Here is a 12091-nt window from a genome sequence, read left to right on the forward strand (position 1 = left end):
CGTGAGCTTGGCAAAGCAATGGGCTGCTAAAATTGAGTATGCGACGCAGCAGCTGCAATCGTTATCGTTAATTCGTCATTATGGACGATTAGTTAAAGCTTCGGGCTTGGTACTTGAAGCTATCGGATTAAAATTACCGTTAGGATCAAATTGTTTTGTTGAGCGGCAATCACATAGAAAAATTGATGCGGTGGAGTGTGAAGTCATTGGCTTTAACGATAAAACTCTATATTTAATGCCTTTTGATACCACTGAAGGTATTTTGTTAGGTGCTAGAGTTTATACCGCACAATATGATTTAGCCCACTTTAATCATAAAGTGTTGCCTATTGGTATGGCATTGTTGGGTCGGGTTGTTGATGCAGCTGGAAGACCATTAGATGGTATGCCATTACCTGAAAATATTGAATATCAAGGATTAGCTAATCCATCGCTCAATCCACTACAACGTACACCTATTGATGAGATCTTAGATGTAGGTATTCGAGCTATTAATGCGCTGTTAACCGTTGGTCGAGGGCAAAGAATGGGGTTATTTGCCGGTTCAGGTGTTGGCAAAAGTGTTTTATTAGGGATGATGGCGCGTTATACCAAAGCCGATATTATCGTCGTTGGCTTAATTGGTGAACGTGGTCGGGAAGTGAAAGATTTTATCGAAAATATTTTAGGAAAAGAAGGATTAGCGCGATCGGTTGTGGTGGCTGCACCTGCTGATGTTTCACCGCTACTGCGTTTACAAGGCGCGGCATATGCAACAAAAATTGCAGAAAACTTTCGCGATCAAGGATTTAACGTGCTACTCATTATGGACTCGTTGACCCGTTATGCCATGGCGCAACGAGAAATCGCTTTAGCGATTGGCGAACCGCCCGCTACCAAAGGTTATCCACCTTCGGTATTTGCTAAATTACCGGCATTAGTTGAAAGGGCAGGTAATGATGATAAAGGTCAAGGATCGATTACTGCATTTTACACCGTATTAACTGAAGGCGATGATCAGCAAGATCCGATTGCAGACTCAGCTCGTGCTATTTTAGATGGGCATATTGTATTATCGCGTTCACTTGCAGAATCCGGGCATTACCCGGCGATTGATATTGAAGCGTCAATCAGCCGTGTCATGACTGATTTAACGCCTGTTGCCGATGAAAAAAAATCTCGGTTATTTAAACAGCTATTTTCGAGTTTTCAACGAAATCGTGATTTGATTAATGTCGGGGCTTATGTTTCGGGCACCGATCCTTTATTAGACAGCGCTATAACATTGTACCCAGCAATGAACGATTTTTTACAACAAGGCATTGATGAACATTGTAGTTATCAAGATGCTTATCAACAATTAGCCAATATGTTGCAACCCATTTTAACTAATTAAAAGGGGGGGATGATGAATAAAAGTTCAGGGTATTTGGCGTTTTTAACATTAAAAAAGTTAGCGAAAAAATCGCTAGATGATACGTTAATTAAGTTAAAAAAAGCTGATGATAATCAGCGTCATGCTCAGTCTCAGCTCAATTTATTAAATGAGTATTATCTTGAGTATCAGGGACGATTGAATAAAGCCTTATTTAATGGCATTAAAGGACATGAATTATCAAATTTTCAGGCTTTTATTGCAACACTTGAGCAAGGTATTGCGAAACAAAGAAAGTTATTATTGACGTTAGATATCAAAAAAAAACAGATAACGCATGAACTTAATCAATCTCAAAAAAAGCTTAATACTTATAAAACATTGTTAGATAAGCAGCAGCAAAAATATGTAGAGCAACAAAACCGGTTACAACAAAAACTGACAGATGAATTTGCTCAGCAACAATTAGCCAGGAGAGCGTTAAATGAATATTAACCTAATCACTGATGTAGCATTAGCATCTTCAAAGCAGTTACCCTTAACGGATGAAGATTTATCGTTGGCAAATAGCGAGTTATTTCAGCAATTATTACACGCTAATCAAAATCATGGGTTAGGTTTGCAACATAGCCTTAACTTAACGCCAAAAATAAGTGATGATAGTGACGCGGATCTTCAACAAGATGATAATAGTTTAGCTATGGTATGGATAACGCCATCTCCGCTAGAAATCGTTAATTCCCGATCAGATGTAACATTAAATGATATGATTGCCCATCATTTAATTGAGAAATCAGATTGGGTCTTAAATGCTAATCAATCGGCTAAGGTTGATAGCTTGCCGTTGAATACGCTGCAAGATGCTGATTTTCAGACAATTGCCAATAATCAAGTTACCGAGTTGTTGATATCGATCAATGATAGTGAACAATTGATCAACAACATCTGTCAGCCAGATGAATTCTTTAATCAACGTAATGGCGCTAGTAACCGTTTAATGGCAGAAGATTTGGCGGGTAAAACAATTACCACCCATTATTTGAAAACAGATGCATCAAGTCAGATGCTCGATTCTGGTAGTATAAATAAACCCATTGCTTTATTTGATCAGTTTGCAACTAATTCTGTGGATAATGATACTGTCATTCATGCCCAAGCCGATAATCATTTTGTGACCAGTATTAATACGTTCACTCAACCTTTTTCACAACAAGCTGCGCCTGTTTCAACCTCGACGTTTGTGATGAATTTGCCTATGCCGGTTGATGTAACACAGTGGCAGGCAGCGTTGACTGAGCAAATTAGCTTAATAACACGTCAAGGTCTTCAAAGTGCGGAAATCAAGTTACACCCGGAACAATTAGGATCGTTACACATTAAGCTTGATCTGCTCGATGATAAAATCAATATGCATATGATAGTTGCCCATTCGGCAGTTAAAGGTGTTTTGGAATCTACATTGCCTTATCTTAGAGCTTCCCTTGAAGAGCAAGGCATGAGTTTAGCACAAACCAATATTAGTGATTTTTCAACGATGCATCATTCAGAGCAATCCTCTGGATATAAATCAAGTAAAAATCATCAATTCACTGCTGCTAATTCAGATACCATTGATGAATCTGTTGAGCAAGTGGAGGCTGACAAGCCATTATCACACTTAGGATTAAGTATATTTGCTTAAGTGAAGGCGTTAGCTTCGGTTTAGCCGTTGTTTCAATGTTAAAAACGTCGAATAGGTGATATTTTTATTGTCTATTCTTCAAATCAATTTTTGGCGCATGATTTATTATTTTTGTAATTTTTACCATTTAGTTGGTCAAAAAATAATTTTAAATTTTTACTGAGATAATAATTAATATGCAAACTACCAAGAAAAAAGTAAGTATTTTAAACATAATACTTATTATCATTACGTTATTAGCATCAGGCACTGCAGTTTATTTATGGTTACAAAATCATTCAAGTAACAAGCCTCAAGTTGAGCAAGAAACGCCAATTGTATCTCCGGTATTTTTAACTTTAAAACCTTTTACCCTTTCGTTACCGGTTGCCGAAGATAATAGTGATGCGACTAAAATTTTGTATGTTGGTATGGTGTTACGCGTTGCTGATGAGCAACAAAAAACAGTTTTGTTAGAATATTTACCAGAAGTGAGAAGTGATGTTTTACTTTTGGCATCAAAGCAGTATGTTAATAATCTTAAAAAAGAGAACGGTAAAACTGATTTACAAGAAAAGATTAAGTCGACGTTAACTCGTCAATATGACGCAAAACATTCTGTAAAAATTGATGAAGTGCTATTTACTGATTTTATACTTCGGTAAGTATTATGTCTGATAAGCAAGAATCAACAGTTGACATTAATCTAACTCCAGATGCTGAGTTTACTCATAACCCAGCAGAGGCTCAATCCGATATTTTGATTGATTCTCAGCAATCTGTTGGTAAAAAGGTTGAAGTCAAACCCTATGATTTATCGGTAAAACATAGTTTTATTCCTGAGCGATTAACCGCTTTAGAAATTATTAATGAACGTTTTTCACGCCAGTTTCGCATTGGCTTATTTAATTTACTTCGCCGTAACACCGATGTTATTGCTTGCCCGATTGAGCCCAAAACATTTAAAGAGTTTTCGGCAATTTCAGCAACAAATCATCTAAATTTAGTCCATCTTAATCCACTAAGGGGGACGAGTTTATTTTCATTTTCCCCAGAACTGGTGTTTATTGTTGTCGATACTTTATTTGGCGGTGATGGTCACCTCTCTAAAGTTGAAACAGAAGGGCGAGAATTTACTCATACTGAACAACAAATTATAAAACGAGTATTAGAGCTCGCTTTAACTATCTATCAAAATGCTTGGGCAGATATATATTCAATCGAAACTGAATATATTCGTTCTGAAATCCAAAGTAAATTTACCAATATTACCAGCTCGCCGGATGATGTTGTATTAACAACCACATTCAAAGTCGAAATCGGTAATTGTAAAGCTACATTTTGTATCTGTATTCCTTATGCAATGGTTGAACCCATCAAAGAATTACTAATAAAACCGCCAGTGGAACAACAAACGTATCAGGATGATAATGTTTGGATGAGTTCGTTAACCAGTGGGATTAAACAATCAACCGTTGAATTAGTGGCTAACTTTACTCATATCCATACCACAGTCAATAAACTTTTAGCCTTAAAAGTGAATGATATTTTAGTAATTGAAAAGCCTACACATCTTGATGTCACTGTTGGCGGGGTGCCAGTGCTAAAAGGTCACTATGGTAAAGTGAATAAACAATATGCAATTCAAGTCGAACAGGTAATTAATCCTGTTTTAGAACAACTGAATGAAGGAGCACTTAATGACTGATAGCAAATCAACTCATGATGAGGATCAAACGTCCGCTGTGGCTGATGAATCAGTGAGTAAACAAACTATTTTTGAAACACTTTCACCACAACAAACCGAAATCAAAAAGCAAGATATCAATTTGATTTTAGATATTCCTGTGAATTTAAGTGTTGAATTGGGCCGAACCAAAATGGCGATTAAAGATCTCTTAAATTTAACGCAAGGCTCAGTTATTGCATTAGATGGTTTAGCCGGTGAACCTTTAGATATATTGATTAATGGTTATTTAATTGCACAAGGTGAAATTGTGGTGGTGGGTGATAATTATGGTGTGCGAATTACTGATATTATTACACCTTCTGAACGTGTACGTAGATTGAGTCGTTAATGTCTAGCAACAATCAACATACATCTCAAGCAATATCCACAAGTGAGCATATCGTGCCTTCTTCATCAGAAATGAACCTGTATACACAAATTGCAACATCGATGGGTCTATCCTTTGTTTTAGTTATTAGCGTTATTTTGTTATTAGGTTGGATGGTCAAGCGGCTGAGTTGGAAAAAAAAGACAAAGCAGTTAATTGAGGTTAAATCTACCTATAACTTAAGTCCAAAAGAACGCATTATTTTAGTACATGTTGATCACCAATTATTGGTTGTCGGGGTGAGCGCACAACAAATGACGTTATTACATACGATAGATGAACAACGTACTGAAATGTTATTATCCCAATCTACCGCAAGCAAAGAATCAAGTAAAAATAATTTATTTCATCAACTATTACTGTCTACATTAAGTTCGAAAAGGAGTAATAACGAGTGAAGTTAAAAATCGTTTTTTTACTTAGCTTATTATTATTCAGTCAATTATGTCAGGCTGACGTTTCGCCGTTTTCTTTAATTGCCGAACCCACAGCGCAAGGTGGGCAAAGTTGGTCATTGCCGGTTGAAACGCTAGTATTTATTACACTATTGACCTTCATTCCCGCTATTTTGCTGTTAATGACCAGTTTTACGCGGATTATTATTGTATTAGGTTTGTTACGTAATGCACTTGGCACCCAGTCAGCACCACCTAATCAAGTTATATTAGGTATTGCCTTGTTTATGACATTTTTTATTATGTCACCGGTATTTGATAAAATTTATCAAGATGCTTATTTACCTTACTCTCAAAACCAAATTACCCTGCATCAGGGCTTATCTACAGCCAGTCAACCATTACGAGAGTTTATGTTAACTCAAACCCGTGAAGATGATTTAGCGTTATTTGTAAACATGTCTCATTCAGGTGATATTGCAACGCGTGATGAAATTCCTTTAAAAATATTGGTGCCCGCGTTTGTGGTGAGTGAACTTAAAACTGCTTTTCAAATCGGTTTTACGCTTTTTATTCCCTTTTTAGTGATTGATTTAGTGGTAGCAAGCACACTCATGGCGCTCGGTATGATGATGGTTCCACCAGCAACGGTATCTTTACCCTTTAAAATCATGCTGTTTGTGTTAGCCGATGGGTGGCACTTATTATTAGGATCGTTGGCGCAAAGTTTTTTTAGTTGAGGAGTGTTATGTCATCTGAATATATCAGTACATTAGCGATGCAAGCGATAAAAGTGGCAGGCTTGCTTGCTGGTCCTTTACTCCTTGCTGCACTCATTACTGGGTTGATTATTAGTTTGTTACAAGCGGCAACTCAAATTAATGAAATGACATTGTCTTTTATCCCAAAGATTTTGGCAGTAGTTTTAGTACTCATTATTTTAGGTCCATCAATGTTATCAACAATGATTGATTATATTCGAATCGTTATTACCGATATTCCAAACTTAACGCGTTAGGCTTAATGGATTTTAATATTCAGCAATTACTTAATATTGATTTGTTTACTTGGATAAAACAGTGTTTTTTTCCATTTGTACGCATTTTAGCATTGATTATGGTTGCGCCCATTACCGGTGAAAAAGAGGTCCCTAAGCGACTTAAGATTGGTTTAGCTTTATTTATTACTATACTTTTACCCTTGCCTGAGGCTGATAATACCTTAGGGATCTACTCTTTTATCGGGGTTGCTATTATTTTTCAACAAATTGTCATCGGTGCCATGATAGGTTTTACTATGCAGTTAGCATTTATGGCAGTCAGGTTTTCGGGTGAATTAATTGGTATGCAAATGGGACTTGGTATGGCGACTTTTTTTGATCCAATTGGTGGCCCTGCAACCTCGGTATTATCGCGCTTAATTAATATAATCGCACTGTTAATGTTTCTAAGTTTAAATGGTCATTTGTGGTTGTTATATGGCTTGGCTAATAGCTTTGATATCATTCCAATTAGCTTTACCCCTTTAAAACAAAATGGCTATTTAGTTTTAATTGAAGTTAGCGCATCATTATTTGTTAATGGTCTTATGTTAGCCCTTCCGTTAATGACATTGTTGTTGATAATTAACGTCGCGCTTGGTTTATTAAACAGAATGACACCACAATTATCCATTTTTGTGGTCGGCTATCCGGTGACCTTATTATTGGGACTGACCATGTTAACTTACCTGATTTCAACATTGCCTGTTTTTGCCGAATCTATTTTTGAACAAATGTTTGAACATATTTCAACCATGCTTTTGGGTTTAAGTGATAGTAATTAAATCTAAAATTGATAGGGTTATATGCTAACTTAATAAATAGTACAGTGATAAGCCAAGTTAGGCACTTTGTTGTACATAGTGTTAATGGTGGAGTCGGTTATGATGGCTATGAAAACAAAATAGGAAAAATTAATTATATTGCTTGTAAGCAATAGCTATATTTACATATAAATCACTCCAGCTATAATTTTTTAGATAAAAAGAGTTATCAAGGATAAATAATTAAGGGATGATGTGATTATCGTCCCTTATATAATATTTATTTTTAATTTAAATTTAGTTTAGCTAGACTATTAATTTTCATGCCAACCTAGATAATCAAGCATGATATTCATTAATGGTTTTTTCTATGGGGCTGATGTAAAGCCTAACAACAATGCTATTATCACTTTTTTCAGTATCTTTATTTTCGTTAATGTGTTGCAATCAATTAAATTTATCATCAATTTACAAGCTGGGGTATTAACCTAATAGTTAATAATGGTAATTTTTCAGCATGATAAGCATATAGATGATCGTAAAGGTGATTGTTGTTAACGCGAACATGCGAAAGGTATTTTAATTTTATAAAAAGTTTTAATAACAAAATAGGGGTAAGTATTTTACCTATTGAAGTGTTTGTAATACTGATAAGATCAGTATTACAAACATTTATTGACTAAGCTTTTTTGACAAAGCAGGCTTTTAGCATAATTTTCATACCATCAATTTTACAATCGATTTCATGATCGCCTTCAACTAAACGAATGCCTTTTGCTTTAGCCCCTTTTTTCAGCACAGTTGATGATCCTTTTAATTTAAGATCTTTAATTAAAATAATATCATCGCCATCAGCCAGTAAATTTCCATTACTATCTTTTACCTGAAGGGCGTCAGATGCTTCAGTCGCTTGGTTTGGGTCCCACTCATAAGCACATTCAGGACAAACATAAAAAGTACCATCATGATAGGTATGTTCTGAATGGCATTTAGGGCAGTTAGGTATAGATTCCATAATATATGATTAATCCAAATTGAATAAAATAGGGTCTACTATAGCAAAAAAACGTTATTAAGTCATGATAATGATGTTTTGAACGTCATCTAATATGAGGTCAATTCATGCAAAAATTCATGATTGTCGTCAATTCAACGATAAGGGTAGAGATTATTTATTATTCAATCCAAAATAGTGATAAGTTTATGCTTTGTGATATTTAATATCATTACTTGCAAATAGTGACTCAACGATTCTTCGGTAAAGGGTCTTATTTGTATCATTAAACTTCTAAGTGCATTATCACTTAAATCAGCTTTTGTAATTTGTTATATGGCAATATCTTAGATCTATCTTGCTGTTATGCTAAAAAATCGGTTATATTAAAACCATATTGAATATTTTTTAATTGGTTATAGTTATGCTTAAAAAAATCGTAATAAAATTATCGTCCTTAATCTTAACGTTCATCGCTATATTCTTTCATCCTTTAGCAACTGCCGATCAAATCCCACAACCAGAATCACCAAATGTCACTATTGGTATTCAACCTTGGCTTGGTTATGGACAATGGTATATTGCTAAAGAAAAAGGTTTTTTTAACGAAAATGGTTTAACCAATGTATCGATGATCAATTTTATTGAAGATAAAGATATTAATGCGGCTTTAGCCAGCGGACAAATTGATGGTGCGAATGTGGCAACCCATACCGCTATGAGTATGGTAGCTGCAGGCATTCCAGTTAAAATTATTTTATTACTTGATACCAGTAAAACTTCAGATGCTATTTTAGTTGAGCCAAGCATCAAAACATTAGCAGATTTAAAAGGTAAGTCTATAGCTTATGAAGAAGGTACCACCAGCGATATCTTATTACGTAATGCGTTAGACAAAGCCAACATAGCATGGGATCAAATTAGCCCCGTACCCATGCCAGCAGCTTCAGCAGGCTCTGCATTAATCACTAAACGCGTCAATGTCGCTGTAACTTATGAGCCATATATTACTGTAAGTAAAGCAAATGATGCTTCTATTCAAGTATTATATGATGGCACGCAAGTTCCGGGTTTGATTAGTGATGCCTTTGTTGTTCGTAACGAAGTAATTGAAAAAAATCCAGGCAAAGTTTATGCACTCGTTAAGAGTTGGAATGATGCTGTACGTTATTATCATCAACATACACAAGATGGACGAGCAATTATTGCAAAAGGTATTGGTGAGTCACCGGAAGAAATCACCACTGCTTTTGATGGCGTCGAATATCTATCTATTGCTGATAATAATCAGCAATTCAATGGTGCATTTAAACAAAATACATTTGCACAAATATTAAAAGCGGCTACCTCAGCAGGTATGATTATGCAACCAATAAGCTATGAAAATGTTATTGATAGTCGATTTGTTGATAATTTATCTCACTAGGTATCAAAGTGAGTATTTAAATTGTTAGTATTTATTAAGTATGAGTAGTTGAGTTGCAATAATGGTATCTAAAAAGTCCTTACAAGGCAAACACACGTCACAGCGTATATTTACAATAGGTAGGCAGCTCTCGCGCCGTAGTATGTTAACAATTTCAATAGTGACATTTGGCTTACTTTTGGTGTTATGGTGGGGGGTGACAACTTACGGTTTAGTCCAACCTATATTTATTCCTTCCCCACCATCGGTTTGGCAGCGGCTGGTTGTTTTATGGGATAATGGTACATTAATTTCTGATATTCAAGTCAGTGTTTATCGAATTCTTACCGCTTTTATTATTTCGTCAATTATGTCAATTATCATTGGTGTGTTAGCTGGCTGTTTTGCTGTTGGTAAAGCCATTATTGAGCCATTAGTTGATTTTATTCGATATATGCCTGTTGTAGCGTTTGTACCATTAACCATTTTATGGTTCGGTACTGGCGATCAGCAAAAATTTATCATTATTTGGATTGGTACTTTTTTTCAACAAGTTTTAATGGTGATTGATGCGACTAAACGTGTGCCTGCCGATTTTATTGGTTTAGGGCGAACGTTAGGTATGAGTGAAAGTAAAATTCTTTTCAAGATTGTTATTCCATCGGCTTTGCCAGCTATTTGGGATACCTTACGTATTAGTCTTGGATGGGCATGGACTTGGTTAGTTGTTGCTGAATTAGTGGCGGCAACATCGGGTTTGGGCTATCGAATTCTACTTTCACAGCGTTATTTTCAAACGGATACTATCATTGGTTATATTTTAATTTTAGGTTTATTGGGATTAATAACAGATCAGTTAATGCGCCTATTTGAAAAAATACTATTCCGCTATAATGTGAGGTCAAAATAATGGCGAGCTTAACTATCAAACATCTGAATAAAAGTTTTTGTTTAGGTAAGCATCAGCGCAATGTGTTAAGTGATATAAATTTATCGGTTAATGATAATGAATTTGTTTCAATTGTTGGCGCTTCAGGTTGTGGTAAAAGCACGCTATTATCGATTATCGCAGGTTTAGAATCTTATGATAGTGGTGAAGTTTTTGTGGATGATAAACCCATTTATACCCCTGGGCTTGATCGTGGTGTGGTTTTTCAATCTTACACTTTATTACCTTGGCTTACTGTCCAACAGAATGTTGAATTTGCGCTTTCAGCTGCCGGTTACTCTGGCCACGAAAGCCGTGATATTGCCAAAGAACACCTTGAGTTAGTCAATTTATCTAAGTTTGCTAAGGTTTATCCTAATCAATTATCAGGTGGTATGAAACAACGTGTTGCGTTGGCGAGAGCGATTTCATATCGTCCTAAGATTTTATTAATGGATGAACCATTTGGTGCACTAGATGCAATTACTCGTCATCAAATGCAAACATTATTGACTAAAATATGGGAACAACATCGACTCACTGTAATCTTTATTACTCATGATGTTGAAGAGGCAATTTATCTTTCTGATAGAATTGTATTATTGTCAGTGAAACAAAAAGGGATTAAAGCAATTTTTCCTGTTAATCAAATGCGGCCAAGAAATAAATCTACCTTAAATACGGACGATTTTTTAAATCTGAATCAACAAATCCTTGATGCCATCAATCAAGATATTGAATAAAACATCATTATTACAGTCACAATAAGACAATCAAAAAAGGATTGTTAACCGATATTGTATTGTAGATGTCAATTTGCTTTCTTTTTCATTGGATAAAAAAACAGGTGCACATTGTGCACCTGCTTCTGAGCTAATTAAGAGCACTCATCGTGCTCTTGTTATTATCTAAAATTATTTAATAACTTTAGCAACAACACCCGCACCAACAGTACGACCACCTTCACGAATCGCAAAACGTAAACCTTCTGCCATCGCAATTGGGTGAATTAATGATACTGTCATTTTGATATTATCGCCTGGCATTACCATTTCTACACCTTCCGGTAACTCGATAGTACCTGTTACGTCAGTTGTACGGAAGTAGAACTGTGGACGGTAACCTTTGAAGAATGGAGTATGACGTCCGCCTTCTTCTTTACTTAAAATATAAACTTCTGATTCAAAGTCTGTATGTGGTGTGATTGAACCTGGTTTAGCTAATACTTGACCACGTTCGATTTCTTCACGTTTAGTACCACGTAGTAATACGCCTACGTTTTCACCTGCTCGACCTTCGTCAAGTAATTTACGGAACATTTCAACACCAGTACAAGTTGTTTTTGTAGTCGGTTTGATACCAACGATTTCAACTTCTTCACCTACTTTGATTACACCGCGCTCTACACGACCTGTTACTACTGTACCACGTCCTG

At 35.7% G+C, this 12091-nt stretch carries 15 protein-coding genes; 13 read left to right on the forward strand and 2 right to left on the reverse strand.

Annotated features, from left to right (window positions below):
- The first annotated feature begins 1 nt into the window (after nt 1).
- The 10 genes from fliI to fliR all read left to right on the forward strand — a co-directional run bounded on the left by fliI (nt 2) and on the right by fliR (nt 7350).
- Nucleotides 2-1375 carry a flagellar protein export ATPase FliI gene (gene fliI, locus J3U66_RS08150; RefSeq protein WP_267348681.1) on the forward strand — a complete coding sequence of 458 codons (1374 nt, stop codon included), beginning with the start codon at nt 2-4 and terminating at the stop codon, nt 1373-1375.
- 12 nt (nt 1376-1387) lie between these two features.
- On the forward strand, nt 1388-1849 hold the full coding sequence (fliJ, locus tag J3U66_RS08155) for a flagellar export protein FliJ (protein WP_267344711.1): 462 nt from the start codon (nt 1388-1390) through the stop codon (nt 1847-1849).
- Entirely contained in the window at nt 1839-3035 is a 1197-nt protein-coding gene (locus tag J3U66_RS08160; RefSeq protein ID WP_267348683.1) for a flagellar hook-length control protein FliK, read from the forward strand. The genes fliJ and J3U66_RS08160 overlap by 11 nt, the downstream gene beginning before the upstream one ends.
- Nucleotides 3036-3211: 176 nt before the next feature.
- A complete protein-coding gene (locus tag J3U66_RS08165; RefSeq protein ID WP_065799326.1) occupies nt 3212-3679 on the forward strand; it encodes a flagellar basal body-associated FliL family protein in 468 nt (155 codons plus the stop codon).
- A 5-nt stretch (nt 3680-3684) separates the two neighbouring features.
- Nucleotides 3685-4722, forward strand: coding sequence for a flagellar motor switch protein FliM (gene fliM / locus J3U66_RS08170; protein ID WP_267334093.1), 1038 nt, complete (start codon nt 3685-3687; stop codon nt 4720-4722).
- Nucleotides 4715-5092 carry a flagellar motor switch protein FliN gene (gene fliN / locus J3U66_RS08175; RefSeq protein WP_416379732.1) on the forward strand — a complete coding sequence of 126 codons (378 nt, stop codon included), beginning with the start codon at nt 4715-4717 and terminating at the stop codon, nt 5090-5092. The genes fliM and fliN overlap by 8 nt, the downstream gene beginning before the upstream one ends.
- Nucleotides 5092-5529, forward strand: coding sequence for a FliO/MopB family protein (locus tag J3U66_RS08180; protein ID WP_267344708.1), 438 nt, complete (start codon nt 5092-5094; stop codon nt 5527-5529). Before fliN ends, J3U66_RS08180 begins: the two co-directional genes overlap by 1 nt.
- A complete protein-coding gene (gene fliP, locus J3U66_RS08185; RefSeq protein ID WP_323849471.1) occupies nt 5526-6266 on the forward strand; it encodes a flagellar type III secretion system pore protein FliP in 741 nt (246 codons plus the stop codon). The genes J3U66_RS08180 and fliP overlap by 4 nt, the downstream gene beginning before the upstream one ends.
- An 8-nt stretch (nt 6267-6274) precedes the next feature.
- A complete protein-coding gene (gene fliQ, locus J3U66_RS08190) occupies nt 6275-6544 on the forward strand; it encodes a flagellar biosynthesis protein FliQ (protein WP_267334095.1) in 270 nt (89 codons plus the stop codon).
- Nucleotides 6545-6549: 5 nt separating this feature from the next.
- Nucleotides 6550-7350, forward strand: a complete 801-nt coding sequence (gene fliR / locus J3U66_RS08195; RefSeq protein WP_267348685.1) for a flagellar biosynthetic protein FliR — start codon at nt 6550-6552, stop codon at nt 7348-7350.
- A 658-nt stretch (nt 7351-8008) separates the two neighbouring features.
- Here the strand turns inward: fliR and J3U66_RS08200 are convergent.
- Entirely contained in the window at nt 8009-8344 is a 336-nt protein-coding gene (locus J3U66_RS08200; protein WP_267344705.1) for a zinc ribbon domain-containing protein YjdM, read from the reverse strand.
- A 403-nt stretch (nt 8345-8747) separates the two neighbouring features.
- Between J3U66_RS08200 and J3U66_RS08205 the strand changes: the two genes are divergently transcribed.
- The 3 genes from J3U66_RS08205 (at nt 8748) to J3U66_RS08215 (ending at nt 11399) form a co-directional block, all read left to right on the forward strand.
- Nucleotides 8748-9749 (forward strand): ABC transporter substrate-binding protein, encoded by a 1002-nt coding sequence (locus J3U66_RS08205; protein ID WP_267348687.1) that lies wholly within the window; start codon nt 8748-8750, stop codon nt 9747-9749.
- 61 nt (nt 9750-9810) lie between these two features.
- Entirely contained in the window at nt 9811-10638 is an 828-nt protein-coding gene (locus J3U66_RS08210) for an ABC transporter permease (protein ID WP_267344702.1), read from the forward strand.
- The gene (locus tag J3U66_RS08215) at nt 10638-11399 is read left to right on the forward strand and encodes an ABC transporter ATP-binding protein (protein WP_267344700.1); all 762 of its coding nucleotides are present in this window, start codon (nt 10638-10640) and stop codon (nt 11397-11399) included. Before J3U66_RS08210 ends, J3U66_RS08215 begins: the two co-directional genes overlap by 1 nt.
- Before the next feature lie 171 nt (nt 11400-11570).
- Here the strand turns inward: J3U66_RS08215 and J3U66_RS08220 are convergent.
- The coding region (locus tag J3U66_RS08220) for an EF-Tu/IF-2/RF-3 family GTPase (protein WP_267348689.1) at nt 11571-12091 on the reverse strand (521 nt) is incomplete at its 5' end.

The sequence above is a fragment of the Gilliamella sp. B2969 genome (assembly GCF_026536195.1).
Classification (GTDB): domain Bacteria; phylum Pseudomonadota; class Gammaproteobacteria; order Enterobacterales; family Orbaceae; genus Gilliamella.

What these genes read in the sequence shown, in the direction of transcription:
- J3U66_RS08180 (WP_267344708.1), top strand. Translation starts at nt 5,092, where the DNA reads ATGTCTAGCAACAATCAACATACATCTCAAGCAATATCCACAAGTGAG.
- fliQ (WP_267334095.1), top strand. Translation starts at nt 6,275, where the DNA reads ATGTCATCTGAATATATCAGTACATTAGCGATGCAAGCGATAAAAGTG.
- J3U66_RS08200 (WP_267344705.1), bottom strand. Translation starts at nt 8,344, where the DNA reads ATGGAATCTATACCTAACTGCCCTAAATGCCATTCAGAACATACCTAT.
- fliR (WP_267348685.1), top strand. Translation starts at nt 6,550, where the DNA reads ATGGATTTTAATATTCAGCAATTACTTAATATTGATTTGTTTACTTGG.
- fliM (WP_267334093.1), top strand. Translation starts at nt 3,685, where the DNA reads ATGTCTGATAAGCAAGAATCAACAGTTGACATTAATCTAACTCCAGAT.
- fliN (WP_416379732.1), top strand. Translation starts at nt 4,715, where the DNA reads ATGACTGATAGCAAATCAACTCATGATGAGGATCAAACGTCCGCTGTG.
- fliJ (WP_267344711.1), top strand. Translation starts at nt 1,388, where the DNA reads ATGAATAAAAGTTCAGGGTATTTGGCGTTTTTAACATTAAAAAAGTTA.
- J3U66_RS08210 (WP_267344702.1), top strand. Translation starts at nt 9,811, where the DNA reads ATGGTATCTAAAAAGTCCTTACAAGGCAAACACACGTCACAGCGTATA.
- J3U66_RS08205 (WP_267348687.1), top strand. Translation starts at nt 8,748, where the DNA reads ATGCTTAAAAAAATCGTAATAAAATTATCGTCCTTAATCTTAACGTTC.
- J3U66_RS08160 (WP_267348683.1), top strand. Translation starts at nt 1,839, where the DNA reads ATGAATATTAACCTAATCACTGATGTAGCATTAGCATCTTCAAAGCAG.
- J3U66_RS08215 (WP_267344700.1), top strand. Translation starts at nt 10,638, where the DNA reads ATGGCGAGCTTAACTATCAAACATCTGAATAAAAGTTTTTGTTTAGGT.
- J3U66_RS08165 (WP_065799326.1), top strand. Translation starts at nt 3,212, where the DNA reads ATGCAAACTACCAAGAAAAAAGTAAGTATTTTAAACATAATACTTATT.